This window comes from Flaviaestuariibacter amylovorans (genome assembly GCF_039541815.1).
Taxonomy (GTDB): Bacteria; Bacteroidota; Bacteroidia; order Chitinophagales; family Chitinophagaceae; genus Flavisolibacter; species Flavisolibacter amylovorans.
On the sequence record NZ_BAABGY010000016.1, the window covers coordinates 128,425 to 149,139 of the forward strand.

Sequence of the window (20,715 nt, forward strand, 5' to 3'; positions counted from 1 at the left end):
TACGGGCAGTAGCCCGGGCAGGGACGGCGGATGTTCATACCGAACATAGCTTCCGCAAGAGGCTGTTTGAGTTAAATGATCATCAGAAAGGGGGAAAAGGTCGGCCGCACGACGTCGCTCCCGAAGCGTCGGGAGGCACAACGGCGCGAGGTTGAAGAACAATCTGTTCTTTCCGTTTTCCGTCGTGCCTTCGTGCCATCGTGTCTTCGTGAAAAAGGGCGCCAGCCCCACTCTCCGCGCTTGCGCGGTCCGATGAACAGTGATCGAATAGTTCAAACAGCCTTTAAAGAGACGACTGTCCATACCAGTGGCCGCAACACCCCATCAGAACGATGCTGACCCGCTCACCCGCTCACCCGTTCACCTGCTGACCCGCTCACCCGCCCCCTAAACCTTTCTCCCGTACATTCGTTATTCATCCCCCGCTATGGACCCCTTGACCCTCGCCCCTGACTCTATCGACCTGCGCGTATTCCGGGCCGTGCCGGGCAACAGCATCGTGCTCCGCCCCGACGCGCCCGGCTTCACCATCGTTACCGCTACGGAAGACTACTGCCGCACCTCCGGGCGCAGCGCCGCCGAGCTCGCCGGCAAAGGCATGTTCGAAGCCTTTCCCGCACCACCCGACGACCCCGGGCACAACGGCACCCGCCAGCTCCGCGCCTCCCTCGACACCGTGCTCCGCGAGCGCGCCCCCGACCGCATGCCCCTCGTGCGCTACGACATCGAAAACGCCGACGGCAGCTTCGACGAGCGCTGGTGGTCGGCCGTCAACACCCCCGTGCTCGATGACGCGGGCGACGTGCGCTATATCATCCATACCGCCGAGGAAATGACCGAGAAGGTCAGGGCGGAGGAAACGGCCAACCGCATCCGCGACCTCGAGCAATCGCAGCAGCTGTTCCTGCAGGCGCCCGTGGCCATCGGTATCGTTAAGGGTCCCGACTACATCATCGAGCTCGCCAACGACAGCCTCCTCGAGGTCTGGGGCCGCACCGCCGCCGACGTGCTGGGGCGACCGGTGTTCGAAGCCTTGCCTGACCTGCAGGGACAGGGCTACCGCGAGCTGCTCGACGCCGTGCGCGTTTCGGGTGAGCCTTATTACGGCTACGAGTACCCGCTCCACATCACCCGCAACGGGCAGGAGGAGCTGGAGTATTACGATTTCGTATACAAGCCCTACTACGAGGAGGCGGCAACCGGGGCCGCCGGCGTGTTCACCATCGGCCACAACGTTACAGAGCGCGTGCTGGCCCGTAAGCGGCTCGAAGAGAGCGAGGCCGAGGCCGTGCGCACGGCGCGCCGGCTCGAGGAAAGCGAAGGCCGCTTCCGCCTCCTTGCCGACGCCTCGCCCATCCTCATCTGGATGCTCCGCCCCAACGGGGACTACGCCTATGTCAATAAAACGACCCTCGCCTTCCTGGGCGTCGCCCAGGAAGACATCGCCCGCGAAGGCTGGGAGCCCTACCAGCACCCCGACGACCTCGCGGAAGCCCGGCGCGTGCTCGGCGAGGCCATCGCCGCCCGCAAGCCCTACGTGCTGGAGCACCGCCTCCGCCACCACGACGGCGGCTACCGCTGGGTGCTCTCGCAGGCCACGCCGGCACTCGACTCCGGGGGCGAGGTGATCGCCTATGTCGGGTCGAGCATCGACATCCACGAGGCGCGGAAAAGCCGGCAGCAGCTCGAAACGGCGCTCGAGCAGGTACGCCTCTCGAAAGAGGCCGCCGAGCTGGGCACCTTCGACATGGACCTCAAGAAAGGCACCATGCACTGGGACGCCCGCTGCCGTACCCTCTTCGGCATCAGCCACGACGGGCCCGTCTCCTACGAGCACGACTTCCTGCATGGGCTGCACCCCGACGACCGCGACCGCATCACGGGGGTCATCGACGGCCTGTTCAACCACTCCCTCCCGGGCGGCGACTACGACGTGGAGTACCGCACCGTGGGCGCCACCGACGGCGTCGTGCGCTGGGTGCGGGCCAAGGGCAAGGTGTATTTCAACGCGCAGGATGCGCCCGTGCGCTTCATCGGGTCGGTGCTCGACATCACGCCCCAGAAAACGGCGCTCCAGCGCATCGAGCAGCTCGTGGACGAGCGCACCCGCGACCTCGCCGCTGCCAACGAGGCCCTTACCAAAAGCAACAGGGAGCTGAAGCGCTCCAACACCAACCTGGAGGAGTTTGCCCACGCCGCCTCCCACGACCTGAAGGAGCCCGTGCGCAAGATCCACTTCTTCACCAACCAGCTGCGCGACCAGCTGGGCAACCGGCTCAGCGAAAGCGAGCACCGCTCGCTGACCCGCATCCAGGGAGCCACCCAGCGCATGGGCAGCCTCATCGACGACCTGCTGCTCTACTCCCACGTCAGCCAGCGCCCCCTCGAGCGCGAGGCAGTAGACCTCAACACCCGGCTGCAACAGGTGCTCGAAGACCTCGACCTCGAGATCGAGGAAAAGGGCGCCACGATCCGCGTGGGTACGCTCCCCGTGCTGCCGGGCTACGGCCGCCAGCTGCAGCAGCTGTTCCAGAACCTGGTCAGCAATGCCCTCAAGTACAGCAAGGCCGGCGTGCCCCCCGTTATCGACGTAAGCGCCAGCGCAGCGGAACAGGCGGGCAGGCGCTACCAGGTGGTCACGGTCCGCGACAACGGCATCGGCTTCGCGCCCGAGTATGCCGACAAGATCTTCCAGATGTTCGCGCGCCTCCACGGCAAGGCGGAATACAGCGGCACCGGGGTGGGCCTCTCCATCGTGAAGAAAGTAGTGGAGAACCACGAGGGCCTCATCGAGGCCAACGGCACGCCGGGAGAAGGGGCGGAGTTCCGGGTGTGGCTGCCGGTGGGGTGAACGGGTGAACGGGTGAGCAGGTGAGCAGGTGAGCAGGTGAGCGTGCCTCCACAAGCCCGGGATGAATGGCGCCGAAGCTTTGACGCAGGCCGCAAGCGGCCTGTTTCACACGGCGGCACAGCGGCGCGGCGGCGCGGCGATACGAAGGGGAGATCATCTACACGAGGTAATTTCGACCGGATGCCCCATCACTTCCAAAAGCGACGAAGCAGGGCGCCGGTAGAGCAGGCCGCCCCGGCGGCCTTCCGCGTTTTATGGAACTGCTTCAAACTAAAGAAAACCCCGCACCGGGGAGCGGCCCCGCATCACGATCTCCAGCAAGAAAGAACGTAGCGGAATCAGTCTGAAATAATTTCCGCGCTTTCCGCGCATTCCGCGTGCCCTATTGTAACCGCGGCCGACCATTTGTTTTCGGGGGCTCATGTACGCAAACAGCCCCTAAGCAATCCCGTTCCGGCCGGTTCTCTCCAACAACGGCTAAAGGCCGAGCCGGGCCACCGCCGTATCCGCCAACGGGCGCCTTCCCACGGAGCGGGTGGGCAGGGCTAAATAAACCGGCCCATCCGGCCTGAAAAGCGTACCTTGAAAGATAGCTGCCCCAAGCGCCGCTACACTTCCGCCGCGCTCCCGGCACCTCCACTCTTAATCAGAAAAATGATCCCAACAGAAAATACGCACCGGCTACCGGCCGCCGCGCCCGAAGCGGCGCACCCTGAAAACGGCGCAGGTGCCGCCGCACTTGCCGCTGCCAGCGCCGAGATCGCGTTTCTCCGCAAGGAGCACGACAAGCGGGCCGCCGAGCTCGAACTCGCCCGGCTCGAGCTATCCTTCCAAAGCAAGCAGATGCAAAAGCGCGCCAATGAGCTGCGGCTCGCCAACCGAGAGCTCGTGCTGCAAAACCGTACGAAGGAGGCACGCGCCGCCGAGCTGATCATCGCCAACGAGGAGCTTGCCTACGAGAACGAAGAAAAAGAGCGGCGGGCAGCGGAGCTCGTGGTGGCCAACGAGGAGCTGGTACTCCAGAACCACGAGAAAGAAAAGCGGGCCGCAGAACTACGGATCGCCAACATCGACCTTGCCTGGGAAAACTCGGAGAAAGAGGCGCGGGCCGCCGAGCTCCACCTGGCCAACGAGGAGCTCGCCTTCCAGAACCAGGAAAAGGAGAAACGGGCAGCGGAGCTCGTACAGGCCGTAGCGGAGCTCGAAGCCTTCGCCTACGTGTCGAGCCACGACCTCCAGGAGCCCCTGCGCAAGATCCTGCTCTGGATCGACCAGGTAGACCCCCGGGCCGGAGAGGCCGGGATCGAAAAGAACGAGCGCCTCATGGGGCGTATCGCCCGGGCCGCCGGACATATGCGCCAGCTCATCCTGGACCTTTATACCTATTCACGCCTGAATGTCGGCGCCCTGCACTTTGAGCCTACCGGGATCGAATCGCTGCTCGGCGACGTGCAATCCGAGCTGGCCGGCGCCATCGCGGCCTCCGGGGCGGTCATCGAAACCGGTCCTATGTGCACCGCCGATATCGTGCGGCCGCAGTTCCGGCAGCTCCTCCACCGGCTCCTGTCCAACGCGCTGCTCTTTACCACTCCGGAACGAACGCCCCTTATCCGCGTCAGCTCCGTCATCGAGGGCGGGGAAGCGGCAGGTGCCGACGGGCCGGGGGGCCGCTGCATCCTCACGGTCAGCGACAACGGCATCGGCTTCGATTCCAGCCAGGCCGACCGCATCTTCAAGGTATTCCAGCGGCTGCATAGCGCGGACGCCTATGCCGGCACGGGCATCGGGCTGGCCATCGTGAAAAAGGTGGCGGAAGCGCACGGCGGCACCGTACAGGCAGCCGGAACACCGGGCGAAGGCGCTGTGTTCACGGTCTCCTTCCCGGCGACGCGGGGCGGCCTTTCAGCTGGCGGCCAACAGCTGTCCCTGAACGCTGAAGCCCGGCTTCCGTGAGGCGTCAGGCGTGAAGCGTCAGAAGAAAGCGCGCCACGTTCGGGGTGTTCCACCTCACGCCTGACGCTTCACGCCACACGATAGAAAGCAGGGCGCCCCATTGGGAACGACTTCTGACCTTACTTGTTGAAATTGTTGGGCGAGGAGCACTTTTTCCAGTAGCGCATGATGAGGTCGATGGTCTCCTTGAGTGCATCCATCGAATTCTCCTTTACAAAAAAGCCCTGCACCGACATGCTGTAGGCATCGATCACCGCCTGTTGCGAAGCCGAAGTCGTAAAGAACAGGTAGGGGATGCACTTCACCTGGAGCTTGGCGTCCATCTTCACCTTTTCGCGCAGCGCAAAGCCATCGATCTTCGGCATGTTCACATCGGAGAGGATCAGGAAGGGGATGACGTCGGTGCGGTTGAGGTAGTCGAGCGCCGCGTTCCCGTCGTGGAAGAAGCGCACTTCGTTGGGGTAGCCGAGCGCCTGGAATACCTCGGCCAGCACTTCCTGGTCGTCAATATCGTCTTCGATGATGATCACAGGACCGTTGCTGTTCATGATACCGGGCTTGAAGGTAAGCGGCTAAGCTACGCGATCGCGACTACACCCCCATAGATATTCCGGGCTACCTCGATCTCCCGCTTCGAGAAGGCAGCCGTAACGGTGATGTGGCTGGTATCAATGAGAAAGCCGGAGAGCAGGCGGCGCGTAAAGGCGGCAAGCTCGTGGAGGCTTCTGAACTGGAGGTGAGAGCGATTGGGAAGCATAAAAGGCATTTGAATGTTGGGCCGGGGCCCGTGGACAAGGTAGGTGGCGGGAGCACGCCCAATAACCGGGAGCGCCCCACCTATGGTAGTGAGACAAGAACCAGGCCTGTTTGACGAAGAAACCAACCGGAGCGTAACAGGAGCCCCCCAAAACCTCCAAAACCTCCAAAACCCCTTAAAACCCTCCCGACGCTTCCGCCCTACCTTTGGCCCGCCACCAAAACAGACCTTATGTACGTCGGTAAAGTCTTTACCCCGCGGCTGCTCTGGCACTTCGCCCGCCGCAACCTCCTGCGCAGCCTGCTCATCTCCGTGCTCGCCTGCGTGCTCCACCAGTATGCCGGCTGGCGCTGGCTCGGCATCTCCTTCATCCCCATCGCCACCATCGGCACCGCCGTGGCCTTCTACGTGGGCTTCAAGAACAACCAGGCCTACGACCGCCTCTGGGAGGCACGGCGCCTCTGGGGCGGCATCACCAACAACAGCCGCACCTTCGCCGCCCTGTTCATCTCGCTCGTGCCCGACAAGGCCCTGCAGCGCGAGTTCCTCTACCGCCACATCGCCTGGGTCAACGTGCTGCGCCTGCAGCTGCGCAAGACCATCCCCTGGGCCACGGGGCGCGAGCACCTGCACCAGACCTTCCTGGGCGAAAAGCACGAGCTCGAGCAGTTCGAGGCGGGCCTTAAAAAGATCTTCGGCGACGCGGGCACCGACGAGTATTTCGTGATGCTCCGCCAGCGCACCAACATCGCCAACCACCTGCTCAAGAAGCAGATCCACGAGCTCGGGCGCCTCAAGCGCGCCGGCCGCCTCGACGCCATCGAGCACAGCGACCTAGTGAAGCAGATCGGCGAATTCATCAACCACCAGGGCGGCTGCGAGCGCATCAAGAGCACCCCGCTCTACCGGCAATACAGCATCTTCAGCCGCGTGTTCGTGGTGCTCTTCATCTGCCTCCTGCCCTTCGGGCTGATCAACGAGATGTCGAAAATCGGCGCACACGGCGTATGGCTTACCGTGCCCTTCTCGATGCTCATCTCCTGGGTGTTCTACACGATGGAGCAGATCGGCGAGTTCAGCGAGAACCCCTTCGACAACAGCATGAACGACGTGCCGCTCAGCGCCATCTGCACCACCATCGAAACCGATATGCGCGAGTTCGTGGGCGATACGGAGATGCCGGCAAAGGCCGCACCGCTCGAGGATGTGCTGCTATAAGAACACGGATGGAACGGATCGGTGCGGATCTGACCCATCCGCCCCCTGCGCGTGCCCCTGGCGGCCGTATTTTTAACGCACGATGAAATCGATACTCGCCCTCTTCCTTCTCGCCACGAGTTCGCTGTCGCTCCAGGCCCAGGAGCAGCGCCCGATCTGGCCTGCGGGCAAGATGCCCAACACCCGCGGCCTCGTGATGCGCGACAGCATCGTGGACGGGTATGCGTACCTGCTGAAGGAGCCGCGCCTCGGCATCTATCCCGCCCCTAAAGAAAAGAATACCGGCACCGCCGTCCTCATCATCCCCGGCGGCGGCTACGCCCGCACCCAATTCGACCCGGACAAGATCGGGCTCGCGAAATACTTCCAGTCGGTGGGCATCAACGCCTTCGTGGTCTGGTACCGCCTGCCTGCCTCCGCCGACCTGCTGCAGCCCGAACTAGCGCCGCTGCAGGACATCCAGCGCGCGATGCGTATGATCAGGGCGGGTGCCAAAGAATGGGGTATCGATACGGCGCGCGTAGGCGTTTTCGGCACCTCCGCCGGCGGCCACGGGGCCACTACACTCGCCACGCATACGGCCGATCTGAGCGCCATCGGCGACGCAGCCGACCCGTATTCCTACAAGCCGGCGTTTACGATCCTCCTCTCCCCCGTCATTTCCTTTCGCGACGACATTGCGCACAAGGGCAGCCGCACCCGCCTGCTCGGTAAGCAGCCGCCGGCGGAACTGATCGCAGCTTACTCAAACGAAACGCGCGTCACCCGGGAAACCCCGCCGGCCCTGCTGCTGCATGCACAAGACGACAAGTCGGTATCGCCAGCCAACAGCATCGTGTATTATGAGGCGCTGCACAAGGCGGGTGTGCCGGCGTCGCTGCACATCTTTCCTTCCGGCGGACACCGGCTCAGCATCGAGTACCATCCCGGCTCCGCTGCCCTGTGGCCGGCGCTGATGCTGGAGTGGCTGCGGGAGTTGAAGTTCCTTCCCTGAAAGGCTGGTTGAGGTATTCTATGGACTAACAAGGCCGCACGCCGTCGGCCGAAGCCTATGGCGCGGCGGCCGCCAGCGGCCTGTTTCACGCAGCGCCACAGCGCCACGGCGGCGCGGCGATACGGGGCGAGCTTCACTTCCTGCAGCTCGCATCCAACGAACGCCCGGCGACGGTATCGCAGGCCGCCTGCGGCCTTCCGCGTTTTATCAAACTGCTTCTGGCTTGGGGAATCCCCCGCACCAGGGAGCGGCGCTTCCTCCAATTCAAAAAAGGAGCTTCCAAACAAGCGCTGAGTAGCTTCCGCGTGTTCCGCGCATTCCGCGTGCCCCTGTTGCTACTTCCGCGCGCGGCTGCCCACGATCTGCGCCGAATTGTTGCAGGCCCATTGCATCAGTTTCGTCAGGTGCCCGTGAAACTCGTGGCCCAGCGGCGTTAGGGCATACTCCACCCGCGGCGGTATCTGCGGGAATACCGTGCGCCGCACCATGCCGTTCTGCTCCAGCTTGCGCATCGTGGTGGTGAGCATCTTCTGAGAGATGCCCGGCACCGCCCCCTTCAGCTCGTTGAAGCGCAGCACGGGCTGCGTGCCCAGCTCGCGGATCACGAGCATGCTCCATTTGTCGGACAGGTGGTGCAGCACGTCGCGCACCGGGCAATAGGCCGCGGCGGCAGATTTTTTTTCAGATTTTTTTTTCGGCTGCGTTGCAGCACGGGCGGCAATGGTTTCCATGTGGTGACTGTGTTACGGTTTGGTGCCCTCTTTTCCGGCAGTTGTCCCGGTCGTTGCTTTACGGTCACTAAAGGTAACTAAAACACCTTTTGATACTTAGTATGGAAAAGAAAGTCATCCTGGTCACCGGTACCAACAGCGGCTTCGGCCGCCGCTATGCCGCCACCCTGAGCGCGGCGGGCCACCTCGTTTATGCCACCATGCGCGACGCCGACGGGCGCAACGCCGAAGCCGCGGCCGACCTGCGGCAGCTGCCCGGCGTGCGGGTGCTGGAGCTCGAGCTCGCCGACGCCGCCTCCGTGCAGCGCGCCGTGCACACCGTGGTGGAAGAGCAGGGCCGCATCGACGTGCTGATCAACAATGCCGGCACCTTCAGCGGCGGCCTCGCCGAAACCTTCACCGACGCCGACGTGGAGCGCCTCTTCGACGTACACCTCAAAGGCACCTGGCGTGCCATCCGCGAAGTGCTCCCGCACATGCGCCGGCAGGGCGAAGGCCTCATCATCAACACCTCGAGCGTGCTCGGCCGCTTCTCCTCGCCCTTCATGGCCTTTTACAACTCGGCCAAGTTCGCCGTGGAAGGCCTCACCGAAAGCCTGCACTACGAGGTGCGCCCCCTCGGCGTAGACGTGGTGCTCCTGCAGCCGGGCGCTTTCCCAACCGACATCTTCTCCAAGGCCGGCAAGGGCTCCGACGAAAGCGTGGCGGCCGCCTATGGCGCCCTGGCCGACGTGCCGGCACAGATCGGCGCGGGCATCGCGCAGCTCTTCGAAACCGTGAAGCCCGACCCGCAGGAGGTGGCCGACGCCGTGCTCCGCCTCGTGGAAACGCCCAAAGGCAAGCGCCCGCTGCGCACCGTTGTCGACCGCGTCACCGGCGCCCACGTGGAGGCCGCCAACGAAAAAGTGAGCGAGGGCTACCGGGAGTTCGTGTCGGCCTTCGGATTGGGGGCGCTGCTGCAATAGGCTCCCCGGGGAGAGAAGGAACGCAGATGTCTATGATTTGTTAGGATATCCGCCGATAGCGCCACCTCCAGCATCAATATCAATAGCATCAATAAACAGCCCCCGCTTATAGCAGGGGCTGTTTAGTTATAACAATCATCATTCCAGCGCGGTCGATCCAACCGATCGTACCGGCAGTCATACCTTCCGTAGATATACAATCGCTGTTACCAACCGTAAAAAAGATCCGCGCTGATCGTATTGATCATAAAAAATCTGCGTTCCTTCTCTCATTTCATCGCCTTCACCGGGAAGGTCGGCTGCGCCACTTTCTTCGGCGGGTTCGTCTTCAGCTGCTCCAGCACGATCTGGATCGCCTTCTCGAGCTGCGGGTCCTTGCCGGCGATGACCTCGGCGGGCCACTGCTCCACCTCCACGTCGGGCGGCGTGCCCTCGTTCTCGATGCCGAAGCCCTTCTCGTCGTAAAAGGCCAGGTTGGGCGCCGTTACCACGCCGCCGTCGATGAATTCGGGGAAGCCGAGGATGCCCACGAGGCCGCCCCAGGTGGTCTTGCCCACCAGGGTGCCCAGCTTCGCCTGGCGGAACAGGTAGGGCAGGTAGTCGCCGCCCGAGCCCGCGGTCTCGTCGATCAGCATCACCTTCGGTCCCTGGATCGACGCGTTGGGCGCCTTCTGGTCCTTGCCGTAGCGGTAGCGCCAGTAGCTCTGTGCCGGCCGCTTCAGCAGGTCGATGTAGTAGTCGGCGAGCTGCCCGCCGCCGTTGAAGCGCTCGTCTACGATGATGGCCGCCTTGTTGGCCTGCGGGAAGAAGTAGCGCTTGAAGTATTCGTGGCCGAGGGCCGCCGTATTGGGCACATACACGTAGGCCACCTGTCCTTTCGTGGCCTCGTGCACCTTGCGGATATTGCCTTCTACCCAGTCGCGGTTGCGGAGCGCCACCTCGGAGGCCACGGGCACCACCTTCACCGTGCGCGTGTCGGTGCCGGCCGTGTTGGCAGCTACCGTCAGCGTCACGATCCTTTCGGCCGTGTTCTCGAAATAGCTGTAGAAGTTCTTGTCGGCCGTAACGTCGGCGCCGTTCACCTTCAGGATGATGTCGCCGGCCTTTACGTTCACGCCGGGCTCGGTGAGCGGCGCGCGGAGCTCCGGCGTCCAGTTGAGGCCGCCGTAGATCTTCGTGATGCGGTAGCGGTTGCCCACGGTATCGTAGTCGGCGCCAAGGAGGCCACCGGGCACGGTCTCCAGGTTGGTGCGGCGGTCGCCCGGGGAGCTGAAGCGGTGGTGGCCCACGGAGAGCTCGGAGAACATCCATTGCATCATGCGGTAGAGATCGCCTGTGCTCGCCACGTCGGGCAGCAGCGCCTCATACTTCTTCTTCATGGCGGCCCAGTCCACGCCGTGCATGCCGGGGTCGTAGAAGTAGTCGCGGTTCACGCGCCAGGCCTCGTTGAAGATATTGGTCCACTCCTCTTTCGGGTTGATCTTGACCTGGATGTTGGCCGTGTTGATCATCGACTCCGGCGTCGGCTTCTGGCCGGTGGGCACGATGCCCCACTTGCCCTTGCTCATGAAAAGCGTCTTCTCTCCTTTCGCGGCGATGCGGAAGGCGTCGGCGGGCATGATGGGCTCCTCCTTCCGCTTTTTGAGGCTATAGAGGTGCAACATGGTGGGCGTAGCGTTGCGCGGCGCAGCGGCGAGGTAGAACAGCTCGCCTTCCTTCACCACCGCAAGCGAGCGGTAGCGGCCCCGCGCAATGGGTAGCGGCACCACGCGCTGCAGCAGTCCGTCCCAGTCGATCCACAGCTTCCGGCTGTTGGAGTCGGCCTTGTAGGGCCCGCGCGCCGTTGTGTCCGAACCCTCCATCTCGTTCTCCCGCGCAAAGGGCGAGGGCACGCTCTTCTGCAGCGTTACGAGGTAGATGGCGTTGGTGGACTCCATGTCGTTGGCCGACTGGTCGAACCAGTTGAGTACGGGCCCGGCGTCGGTGCTGGCGAGGAGGTAGAGGTATTTCCCCGAGGGGTCGAAGGTGGGGTCGGTGACGTTGGAGAGGGCGTCGCTCACGGGTCGCGACGTACCGTCGGCCACCGAGTAGATCCAGGCGCGCTGGAAGTTGGTCTCCGAAATGGTGGTATAGGCGAGGTGCGTACCGTCGTGCGACCAGGAGCCGAAAAGGTCGCGGAAGGCGCCGGGGATGTAGTGCTCGTCTTCGGCGATGCGTGTTACCGCGCCGGTGGCGATGTCGGCCACGTAGAGCCGGCGGGCATTGTCCACGAAGGCGAGCTTCCGGCTGTCGGGCGACCAGTGGGGATGGGCATAGAAGCCCGCGCCCTTGAGCGCGATCGGCCGGGCGGCGCCGCTGCCGTCGCTGTTGCGGATGTGGAGCGCGTACTCGCCCGAGGCGTCACTGAAGTAGGCTACGTGCTTCCCGTTGGGCGACCAGGCCGGGTCTTTCTCGTGCACGCCGGGTGTATGGGTGAGGTTCATCACGTCGCCTTTCTGCGCGGGCAGCGTGAGGATCTCGCCGCGGTAGTCCATCAGCACGCGGGCGCCGGAGGGTGAGATGTCGCCGCTACGGATGTATTGGTCGCCCTTCACGTAGCGCTCGCGCTGATCCAGCAGGTCGGCGGCGATGCCCACGGTGAGCTTCGCGGTGCTGCCGGAAGCGGGGTTGTAGAAATGCAGGTAGCCGGCCTGTGAAAATACGATGCCGTCGGTGCTGCCTTCGAGGCTCGAAATCGGAAAGCCCTTGAAAGAGGTGAGCGCCTTCACGGACTTACCGGCCACGTCGTAGGCATAGAGGTTGAATTCGCCGTCGCGGTCGGAGCGGAAGTAGACGGTGCCGCCGCGCCATACCGGCTTCGTGTCGTTGGCGCCGCTCTTCGGCCTGGGAATCTCGGTGACGGCATGCGTCCTCGTGTCATAAAACCAGATGCGCGACATGGTGCCGCCGCGGTACCCTTTCCACTGCTCGAAGGCATCGGGGATGGGTGTGTAGGCGATGCTCCTGCCGTCGGGGCTGTAGGAGGCCCAGAAAGCATTGGGCACCGGCAGCTGGTGCTCGGCGCCCGACCGTACATCTACGGTAAACAGCTTGTAGTAGCGGGTGGTGAAGGAGGTGCGTTGCGACGCGAAGAGCACGCGGGTGCCATCGGGCGAGAAGTCGCGCACGAGGTCGGTGCCGGGGTGCCAGGTGAGCCGCTTCGGAACGCCGCCGCGCGCGGGCACCACAAACACGTCGGTGTTGCCGTCGTACTGTCCTGTGAAGGCGATCATCGACCCGTCGGGCGAGAACACGGGGTTCGACTCGGTGCCTTCGCTCACGGTGAGGCGGCGCGGGTTGGAGCCGTCGCGGGCCGCTACCCAGAGGTCTTCGGCGTAGATGAAGGCAATGGCGTCTTTGGAGACGGCGGGCTGCCAGAGAAGGCGGGTGTCGGTGCTGTTCTGGGCAGCAGCGGTGGTGGCGCCCAGCAGGAAGAGCAATGCGGCAAGCAGGTGCGGGTGGGGTTTGTGCATATGGGTAACGATTGAAGTGATAGGTAAAGGATCCGCGGGCAGCGTGGCTGCGCGGGCCGTTAAATTAGTCGCTAGCCACCGAAACGCCAAGTGTCGCTCTGACGTTGCTCGCACTTCAACGACGCTCGTGTTGCCGGGATCGGTAACAAAGACTGCGCAGGCGCAGTCGACGGGGCTTGCGCCCCTTTTTCACGCGACGACGCGGCGGCGCAACGACGCTACGTTTCCGGCATCGACAAAAGAGCAAGCAATATTTCTGCGTCGGGCTACCGCACCGGCACACTCCTGCCAACAGCTTTGGGGAAAAGTTGTATTGTATTTCTCGTTGCGCCGCCGCGTCGTCGCGTGAAAAGGCTGCTTGCAGCCTGCACCAAAGTTTCAACGCACGGAGTGCGGTCGGCGCTTACGCGCCTGCGGGTGCGGGGAAATAAACCCGGAAGAGCGCGCCCTCGCCCGGCCTTCCTTCGGCCACGATATAGCCGTTGTGGTTGGTCACCACCTTGCGCACGATGGCCAGGCCCACACCGGAGCCGCTGTATTCGGCGTTGCCGTGCAGCCGGGTGAACACGTTGAAGATCCGCTCGGCGTCGTGCTGCTCGAAGCCGATGCCGTTGTCCTGCACGCGGAGCTCCCAGAAGCGCGCCCCCTGTTGCTCGGCCGTCAGGGGCAGCCCGGTGGCCGATCCCGGCACGAGGTCGGAGGAGATGCGGACCCGCGGCGCCACGTTGGCCTTCCGGTATTTGAGCGCATTGCCCACCAGGTTCTGGAGCAGCTGCTGAAACTGGCGCCGGTCGCCCTGGAGCACCGGCAGCTCGCCCACCTCCACGGTGGCGCCGCTCTCGCGGATCTCGAGCTCGAGGTCTTCGAGCACCGCCTGCAGCTTCTTATTGAGGTCGATGGCTTCCGCCGACACCGTGCCCTTCGTGGCCTGGGCATAGGCCAGCAGGTCGTCGATGAGGAGCTGCATCCGCCGGTTGGCGCGCTCCATCCGGTCGAACTGGCGGCGCTGCCCCTCGGTGAGCGTGCCTTCGAGCTGCTGCCGCAGCATATCGGAGAAATACTGGACCTTCCGGATCGGCTCCTTCAGGTCGTGCGAGGCCGCGTAGGCAAACTCCTCGAGGTTTCGGTTCGAGCGCGTGAGCTCGTCGATCATCAGCTGCAGCCGCTCCTGGCTTTCCTTTACGGGCGTGATGTCGGTGAATACGTTGATGAAGTGGTCGTCGTCCATCTTCGCCACGGCGAGCTCCAGCCAGCGGCCGCTCGGCGGAAGGTAGTATTCGGTGCGGAAGGTGTCGCCGATCTGCAGGCCTTTCGCTGCCTGGAACAGCGGGCTCTCGAGGATGCCGGGGTCGAGGGTGCCCATGGTGCTGCCCATGATGACATCGTTGGGCACGCCGTTGAAGCGCTCGCACGCATCGTTCATCATCACGGCGATGGCATCCACCATCTCGCCCTGCTCGTTGCGGATCGCCCGGGTGATGGAGAGGCCGTTGGGCGACTGCTTCATGATGGAGGCCAGCACGTTCTTCTGCCGCCCGATCTCGTTGAGCGCCAGCTTGTGTTCCGTTACGTCGTTCACGTTCACAAGCAGCGTTCGGGCATCCAGCTTCACGATGGAGAGGTCGTACCAGCGCTCCGGGTCGGTATAATGCAGCGTCTGGGCGCCAGGCACGCCGGTGTCGAGCACCTCCTGCGCGTACTGCAGGAAAGCACCCGGGTCGTCGTTGCCGGTAATGGTGCGGAGCGACTTGCCGATGATCTGCTCCGGTGTGGTGGCGAAGATCCGGTAGAAGCTGCCGTTGGCCCGTAGAAATACGAGGTCGGTAAGGCGGCCGCGGTCGTCGGTCACGGCCTGTACGGTATAGACGCCGCTGAGCGATCCTTCGAAAATGGCGCTCAGCTCGAGCGCGTTCTGCGCGTTCTGCTGCTCCAGCTCCTTCAGGTTGGTGATGTCCATGCAGCTGAGCAGGTGCCCGTCGTTGAACTTGACCACCGAGATCGATAGCCAGCGGCCTTTCGCTTCCGAGTAGTGCTCCAGGTGCAGCGGCCGGTTCTCGTACACCACCTGCTTGCAGCGCTCGAAATAATCGAGGCGCCCGTTTTCTTCCGCTAGGCTGCGCACCGAGCCGGCAGCGCCAGGGTCGATGCCGGTGAGCAGCACGCTCTGCTGGTTGGCCCGTTGCAGGCGGAAGTCGACGATCTCCCCGGCGGCGTCGCGCACCGATTCGTAGAGGCTCACGCCGTAGGGCAGGCTGTCGATCATGTGCTGAAGCATCAGGGTCTGCTGCTCCAGCTGCAGGTGGCTCTCGTATTCCTGCGTGCGGTTGTACACCGTGGTGAGCACCCCGCCGGAGGTTTTCACCCGTTTCAGCGACAGGTACTTCTTCAGGTTGGGACTGTAGTACGTATAGCTGACGGGAGCGCCTTCCTCGTATACCCGGACGCATTGCTCGAAGGTTACCCGGTAATGCTCGGGGTCGGGGAGGTGATCGGCCAGCACCTGCTTGCCCTCGAAGAAGGAAACCTCCCTTCCGGTGAGCTGGGTGATGACGGCATTGCAATAGGCAATCCGGAAATCGGTGATGGTGGGGCTTCCACCCGCGGTGTCGGACCACAGGGGCTCCAGGTAGAGGAAGGCGATGTCCTGGTCCTGGCCAATCATACGGATAAGGTCAAGTTCGATGGTCGGGTGGGCCATAAGGGATCTTTTTAGCCGGGCTTGTGCCGTAAAGATAGCCTACGGTTGTATCACCGCACGTTACTCCGGCCGGCGGCCACCCGTTCGTTTAAAACCCTGCACCAACGGCAACGCGGGAGTTCAACATGTATAAGTACAAGTGATTAGGCCCCTGAAAAAGACGCGGGGCACGATCGTACATTCCCGATCCTGGCGCAACTTGTAGCCCCTTTCAACCAGATGATCCCATGAACCAGCAAACGCTCCAAGAACAGCTCAGCCTCCTGGAAAGCCAATTTGCCGAATTGCTCACCGAAGGAGCCACCCCGCCCGTACTGCGGGCCACCTGGGCCCTCATCCGCCAGCAGCGCAGGCTCCTCGCCACTACGCAAGACCCGGCGGCATCGCCCGAAAACGCAGTCGCCAACACGCCGGTTTGCGGCCAGGCCTGCCCGTAAGCCGGTGCTTGGGGGTCGGTATGGTCACCCCGTGGCTGTCTATCGGTCTAGTGGTGACCGGGTTGCGGCGCGGCGCGTTGTCCGTTGCCGGTAGTTGCCTGCTACGACAAGACCACGCTCACCCATTCACGATTCACGACCAGGCGCGGAGGAATAGGTGCGGCAACAACCGCCGGTTGTTTCTTTGCAGCATCACCGCCGCGAAAGCCTACATTTGCCTGCACCCATCTTCTTTCAACCGCCTTCCATGCACTACATCGACCTGAACAGCATCACCGAGGAGCACGTTTGCGGCCATTGGGAGGTATTCAGCCGGGCCCTGGGCGGCACAGCTGCCAGTGTATTCTCCGACATCCGCATCATCGAGATCCGGCCGGGACACTACCGCTCCGTGAACGGTAAGGAACGCACCGGCGAGTGGCAGGTGGTGCGCGAAGACCGGATCATCTACAACCCCCAGCTCAAATTCTTTATCGACGGGCAGCAGGTAGGCAACGCCATCATCACCCGCCTGCTCTCCGAGCGCAGCGCCGGCGGCTGCGTCCATAAGCTCACGCTCTACTTCAGCACCGGCCTCGAGCTGCTGCTCCATAAAAAAGACAACTCCTAACCAGACGCTGCTTTTATGAACACGAACGATACCCGTCTTTACTTCGAGCAGGCCCGTGCCCATCACCTCGCCTTCAAGGCCCGGCTGCGCGCCTACCTCTACGGCAGCCCCGCCGACGATACCGCGCTCCGCGCCCCCCGGCAGTGCAGCCTGGGCAAGTGGATCTACGGGCATGCGTTACCGTTATACGGCGACCTGCCGGGCATGAAGGCCCTCGAGTCCGTACACAACCGCATCCACGAACAGGCCACGGAACTCATCGACCTCTATAACTCCGGCAACAAGGACCGCGCCCGCGCCGGCCTTGCAGACATCGAGCCCACTGCCGCGGAACTGGTGGACCTGCTCACGCAGGTGGAGCGGCAGGTAGCGGGCGACGCCGCACCGGGCCATTCCGAAACCTTCCGGGCATTCGGCGAGCTGATGCAGGCCAACCAGGAGCTGGAGCGTACCGTCCGCGCCTATTCCGACGCGGCCGTGAGCGAGCAGAAGACGCTGTACGAGGTGCTGATGCAGCTGCCCGCGCACATCTCGCTGCTGATGGGCGATACATTCGTTTTCGAGCTCGTGAATCCGCCCGCCCTCGCCGTGATCGGCGGCCGCGACGTGATCGGCAAACGATTGGGGGAAGCCTTCCCCGAGCTCGAGGAGCAGGGCTTCGGCGATCTCCTCATGCAGGTATACCGCAGCGGCGAACCCTATCTCGCCAAGGAGCTCCCGGCACGACTGAACTTTCCCGACGGCTCCACCCAGGAATACTTCGTGGACGTCACCTACCTGCCCTTCCGCGACTCGGCCGGCAGCATCGTGGGCGTCATTTCCTTCTCCTACGACGTAACCGACGCCGTGCGGGCACGCCGCCGGATCCAGGAAAGCGAGGAGCGCTTCCGCTTTATGTCGGACGCCCTGCCCAACCAGGCCTGGACCGCCCGCGCCGACGGATCCCTCGACTACGTGAACGAGCGCACCTGCCGGTATTTCAACCGGAGCGAGGAGGAGATCACCGGCGCCGGCTGGCAGCACGTGGTGCACCCCGACGACCTGCCCGGTGTGATCGAACAGTGGACCCGCAGCCTGCAAACCCTCGAGCCCTACCGCGTGGAGTTCCGGCTGCTTTGCCACAACGGCGAATACCGCTGGCACCTCGGCCAGGCCAATGCCTTCACCAGCAGCTCCGGCGAAGTGAAATGGTACGGCAGCAATACCGATATCCACGACCTCAAAACGCTCCAGGACCGCCTTCAGCAGGCCTACGACGACCTGGAGGTGAAGGTGCGGTTCCGCAACATCGAGCTCGAGCGGCTCAACCTGGAACTGCGCGAGAAGCTTGACGGGAAATAGCAGGACATCGCGTCCGTTCTGATCAACTTTTCCGCCGCCCGGGTCCGAAGCCCGGGCGGCGCCCGTTAACCCCTTCCCGGCGCCCCGGCACGAAGCGACCCGTTTTGCCCTATGAATCGGGCTATGCGATGCGCCGTCGGCGCGGATGATCCGGTGAGACTTTTCGTGAAGTATCTGGCACGGGCTCGCTCCTGCTGACGCGGCACGCTTCACGAATTTTCAGGGAGCGCCTGTTCTAGCGACAGCTTCTAACAACTCTTTTTGATTCGCTGAACTGGCCGCTGTTTAACTTTAACCCGTTTTATCAGCCCTTATTCCATACAACCCTTACCTATTATCGTGAATCCATCGCACCTGCTCCAACACATGCCGGAGGCCGTGCTGCAATTGGATGCAGACGGCTTTATCGGGTATGCCAACCCGATGGCGACCACCCTTACCGGCTATCCCCCGCAGGAATTGCTTAACGGCTCCCGTGTGCTCCTGTACGCCGGGCCCGAAGACAGTATCCGCGCCGAATACGAGTTCGGCATCGCCGCGCGTACCGGCCAGTACACCTCCGAAGGCTGGCGCCTCCGCAAAGACGGCTCCCGCTTCTGGGGGGAGCTGCTCATCTCCGCCCTCCGGAACGACGACGGGAGCACCTCGGCGTTCACCGTGCTGCTCCGCGACACCAGCGCCCGCAAGGAGGCCGAAGTGGAGCTGCGCAAGAGCGAGGAGCGCTTCCGCATCATGGTAGAGGGCGTGAGCGAGTATGGTATCTTCCTCCTCGACACCACCGGCCACATCCTGACCTGGAACGATGGCGCCGCCCGCATCAAGGGCTACTCGCCGAGCGAGATCATCGGCAAGCACTTCTCCACCTTCTACACCACCGAGGACCTCCAGGACGGAAAGCCCGCCCGCGAGATCCGCATCGCCGCCGAAACCGGCAAGTACGAGGAGGAAGGCTGGCGCGTGCGCAAGAACGGCTCCGTGTTCTGGGCCAACATCGTGATCACGGCACTGCTCAACGAGCAGAACAAGCTCGTGGGCTTCTCCAAGGTGACCCGCGACCTCACCGATCGCCGCTTCAATGAAGAGACGCTGCGCCAGAGCGAGGAGCGCTACCGCTCGCTCGTGGAGCAGGTGATCGACTACGGCATCTTCCTGATGGACGAAAAAGGCCGCATCGTTTCCTGGAACGAGGGCGCCCGCCGCATCTCCGGCTATGGCCCCGACGAGATCATCGGCAAGTACTTTTCCATCTTCTACCCCGAGGAAGACCTCCTCAACGGCAAGCCCGCCCACGAGCTCAAGGTGGCCCGCGCCGAGGGCAAGTACGAGGAGGAAGGCTGGCGCCTCCGCAAGGACGGCTCCCGCTTCTGGGCCTCCGTGCTCATCACCGCGGTATTCAACAACGACGGCACCCTCATCGGCTTCTCGAAGGTGACGCGCGACCTCACCGAGCGTAAGGAGTCGGAGCGCGCGCTGCGCGACTCCTTCGAGCGCTACCGCCGCCTGGCCGAGGAGCTGAAACTCACCAACCGCGAGCTGGTGGAAGCCAACGGCGAGCTCGAGCAGTTCACCTCCATCGTATCGCACGACCTGCAGGAGCCGATCCGCAGTATCAAAGGCTTTCTCCAGCTCATCGAAATGAAGCTGACGGAGGGCGCCACCGCCGACCTCGGCACCTATATCCGCAAGTCGATCGGCGCGGCCGACCGGATGCGGGAGCTCATCCAGAACCTGCTGCAATATGCCCAGCTGGGAAAAAGCGAGCTGGCGCCACAACCCGTAGACCTCAACGCCCTCCTCAACGAGTCGCTCCAGAACCTGCGGGAGGTGATCGAGCGGAGCAAGGCGCAGATCACGATCGAGAACGAGGTGGACTCCGTGCCCGGCGACCGGGTGCAGCTCGGACAGCTCATCCAGAACCTGCTCAGCAACGCCCTCAAGTTTACCGAAACCGAGTTCCCGAAGATCCGCATCCGCATCCGCCGCGCCGGCGACGAGGCGCACTTCAGTGTGTCCGACAACGGCATCGGCATCTCGCAGGGCGACCTCCTGAAGGTGTTCGAGATCTTCCGGCGCCTCCATACCAACAAGCCGTACCCGGGCACGGGCATCGGCCTTGCCATCTGCAAGAAGATCGTGGACCGCCACGGCGGGCGCATCTGGCCCGAGTCGGAGCCCGGAAAAGGCACCACCTTCCACTTTACCCTCAACGAAGCGATACAAGAGAAAATCCTGACCCCATGAAGACCTACAGAATCATACTGGTGGAGAACGACGAAGACGAGCAATTCTTTATGCGGGAAGCCTTCGAGGCGTCGGGACGCTTCGAAGTGCTGGCGCAGGCATCTAACGGCGACGAGCTGGTGACCTGGCTCCGCGAGCACCCGGGGCAGCTGCCCGACCTCATCCTCTCCGACCTCAACATGCCCGGCATGAACGGCATGGAGCTGCTGCATGCCCTGCGCGCCGACGCCCGCTACGCGGCGCTGCCGGTGGTGATCACGTCCACCTCCTCCACGCAATCCATCATCGACCGGGCGCTCGCGGCGGGCGCCAGCTGGTACCGCGTCAAGCCCGAGACCTTCATCTCCTACGGACCCTTCGCGGAGACGCTGTACCAGGAGCTGCAGGCGCGCCTGGCCGTTGGTTAA

At 63.4% G+C, this 20,715-nt stretch carries 15 protein-coding genes; 10 read left to right on the top strand and 5 right to left on the bottom strand.

The window, feature by feature from the left end; all coding sequences use genetic code 11:
* Positions 1 to 427 precede the first annotated feature (427 nt).
* The gene (locus ABD937_RS20360) at positions 428 to 2,851 is read left to right on the top strand and encodes a PAS domain S-box protein (RefSeq protein ID WP_345257775.1); all 2,424 of its coding nucleotides are present in this window, start codon (positions 428 to 430) and stop codon (positions 2,849 to 2,851) included.
* Between the two features lie 654 nt (positions 2,852 to 3,505).
* Positions 3,506 to 4,804: a sensor histidine kinase gene (locus ABD937_RS20365; RefSeq protein ID WP_345257776.1), complete on the top strand. Its 1,299-nt coding sequence runs from the start codon at positions 3,506 to 3,508 to the stop codon at positions 4,802 to 4,804.
* A gap of 119 nt (positions 4,805 to 4,923) precedes the next feature.
* Here the strand turns inward: ABD937_RS20365 and ABD937_RS20370 are convergent, their stop codons facing one another.
* Entirely contained in the window at positions 4,924 to 5,352 is a 429-nt protein-coding gene (locus ABD937_RS20370; protein WP_345257777.1) for a response regulator, read from the bottom strand.
* A 29-nt stretch (positions 5,353 to 5,381) separates the two neighbouring features.
* Positions 5,382 to 5,561, bottom strand: a complete 180-nt coding sequence (locus tag ABD937_RS20375; RefSeq protein WP_345257778.1) for a hypothetical protein — start codon at positions 5,559 to 5,561, stop codon at positions 5,382 to 5,384.
* A 231-nt stretch (positions 5,562 to 5,792) separates the two neighbouring features.
* Between ABD937_RS20375 and ABD937_RS20380 the strand changes: the two genes are divergently transcribed.
* Both ABD937_RS20380 and ABD937_RS20385 read left to right on the top strand, forming a co-directional pair.
* A complete protein-coding gene (locus ABD937_RS20380) occupies positions 5,793 to 6,779 on the top strand; it encodes a bestrophin family protein (protein WP_345257779.1) in 987 nt (328 codons plus the stop codon).
* Between the two features lie 82 nt (positions 6,780 to 6,861).
* On the top strand, positions 6,862 to 7,773 hold the full coding sequence (locus ABD937_RS20385; RefSeq protein ID WP_345257780.1) for an alpha/beta hydrolase: 912 nt from the start codon (positions 6,862 to 6,864) through the stop codon (positions 7,771 to 7,773).
* Positions 7,774 to 8,108: 335 nt separating this feature from the next.
* On the opposite strand, the gene ABD937_RS20390 is transcribed toward ABD937_RS20385, so the two are convergent.
* Entirely contained in the window at positions 8,109 to 8,504 is a 396-nt protein-coding gene (locus ABD937_RS20390; protein WP_345257782.1) for a winged helix-turn-helix transcriptional regulator, read from the bottom strand.
* Between the two features lie 101 nt (positions 8,505 to 8,605).
* Between ABD937_RS20390 and ABD937_RS20395 the strand changes: the two genes are divergently transcribed.
* Positions 8,606 to 9,469 (top strand): SDR family oxidoreductase, encoded by an 864-nt coding sequence (locus ABD937_RS20395; protein WP_345257783.1) that lies wholly within the window; start codon positions 8,606 to 8,608, stop codon positions 9,467 to 9,469.
* A 269-nt stretch (positions 9,470 to 9,738) separates the two neighbouring features.
* On the opposite strand, the gene ABD937_RS20400 is transcribed toward ABD937_RS20395, so the two are convergent.
* Positions 9,739 to 12,981 carry a S41 family peptidase gene (locus tag ABD937_RS20400; protein ID WP_345257784.1) on the bottom strand — a complete coding sequence of 1,081 codons (3,243 nt, stop codon included), beginning with the start codon at positions 12,979 to 12,981 and terminating at the stop codon, positions 9,739 to 9,741.
* 403 nt (positions 12,982 to 13,384) lie between these two features.
* Positions 13,385 to 15,679, bottom strand: coding sequence for a PAS domain-containing sensor histidine kinase (locus ABD937_RS20405; protein WP_345257786.1), 2,295 nt, complete (start codon positions 15,677 to 15,679; stop codon positions 13,385 to 13,387).
* Between the two features lie 227 nt (positions 15,680 to 15,906).
* Here ABD937_RS20405 and ABD937_RS20410 point away from each other — a divergent pair, with 227 nt between their 5' ends.
* The 5 genes from ABD937_RS20410 (at position 15,907) to ABD937_RS20430 (ending at position 20,715) form a co-directional block, all read left to right on the top strand.
* A complete protein-coding gene (locus ABD937_RS20410) occupies positions 15,907 to 16,116 on the top strand; it encodes a hypothetical protein (RefSeq protein ID WP_345257787.1) in 210 nt (69 codons plus the stop codon).
* Between the two features lie 247 nt (positions 16,117 to 16,363).
* Entirely contained in the window at positions 16,364 to 16,726 is a 363-nt protein-coding gene (locus ABD937_RS20415) for a hypothetical protein (protein ID WP_345257788.1), read from the top strand.
* 15 nt (positions 16,727 to 16,741) lie between these two features.
* Positions 16,742 to 18,067 (top strand): PAS domain-containing protein, encoded by a 1,326-nt coding sequence (locus tag ABD937_RS20420; protein ID WP_345257789.1) that lies wholly within the window; start codon positions 16,742 to 16,744, stop codon positions 18,065 to 18,067.
* 339 nt (positions 18,068 to 18,406) lie between these two features.
* Positions 18,407 to 20,308, top strand: a complete 1,902-nt coding sequence (locus ABD937_RS20425) for a PAS domain S-box protein (protein ID WP_345257791.1) — start codon at positions 18,407 to 18,409, stop codon at positions 20,306 to 20,308.
* Entirely contained in the window at positions 20,305 to 20,715 is a 411-nt protein-coding gene (locus ABD937_RS20430; protein ID WP_345257792.1) for a response regulator, read from the top strand. The genes ABD937_RS20425 and ABD937_RS20430 overlap by 4 nt, the downstream gene beginning before the upstream one ends.

What these genes read in the sequence shown, in the direction of transcription:
- ABD937_RS20395 (WP_345257783.1), top strand. Translation starts at nt 8,606, where the DNA reads ATGGAAAAGAAAGTCATCCTGGTCACCGGTACCAACAGCGGCTTCGGC.
- ABD937_RS20365 (WP_345257776.1), top strand. Translation starts at nt 3,506, where the DNA reads ATGATCCCAACAGAAAATACGCACCGGCTACCGGCCGCCGCGCCCGAA.
- ABD937_RS20370 (WP_345257777.1), bottom strand. Translation starts at nt 5,352, where the DNA reads ATGAACAGCAACGGTCCTGTGATCATCATCGAAGACGATATTGACGAC.
- ABD937_RS20380 (WP_345257779.1), top strand. Translation starts at nt 5,793, where the DNA reads ATGTACGTCGGTAAAGTCTTTACCCCGCGGCTGCTCTGGCACTTCGCC.
- ABD937_RS20375 (WP_345257778.1), bottom strand. Translation starts at nt 5,561, where the DNA reads ATGCTTCCCAATCGCTCTCACCTCCAGTTCAGAAGCCTCCACGAGCTT.
- ABD937_RS20415 (WP_345257788.1), top strand. Translation starts at nt 16,364, where the DNA reads ATGCACTACATCGACCTGAACAGCATCACCGAGGAGCACGTTTGCGGC.
- ABD937_RS20430 (WP_345257792.1), top strand. Translation starts at nt 20,305, where the DNA reads ATGAAGACCTACAGAATCATACTGGTGGAGAACGACGAAGACGAGCAA.
- ABD937_RS20390 (WP_345257782.1), bottom strand. Translation starts at nt 8,504, where the DNA reads ATGGAAACCATTGCCGCCCGTGCTGCAACGCAGCCGAAAAAAAAATCT.
- ABD937_RS20400 (WP_345257784.1), bottom strand. Translation starts at nt 12,981, where the DNA reads ATGCACAAACCCCACCCGCACCTGCTTGCCGCATTGCTCTTCCTGCTG.
- ABD937_RS20405 (WP_345257786.1), bottom strand. Translation starts at nt 15,679, where the DNA reads ATGGCCCACCCGACCATCGAACTTGACCTTATCCGTATGATTGGCCAG.
- ABD937_RS20420 (WP_345257789.1), top strand. Translation starts at nt 16,742, where the DNA reads ATGAACACGAACGATACCCGTCTTTACTTCGAGCAGGCCCGTGCCCAT.
- ABD937_RS20360 (WP_345257775.1), top strand. Translation starts at nt 428, where the DNA reads ATGGACCCCTTGACCCTCGCCCCTGACTCTATCGACCTGCGCGTATTC.
- ABD937_RS20410 (WP_345257787.1), top strand. Translation starts at nt 15,907, where the DNA reads ATGAACCAGCAAACGCTCCAAGAACAGCTCAGCCTCCTGGAAAGCCAA.
- ABD937_RS20385 (WP_345257780.1), top strand. Translation starts at nt 6,862, where the DNA reads ATGAAATCGATACTCGCCCTCTTCCTTCTCGCCACGAGTTCGCTGTCG.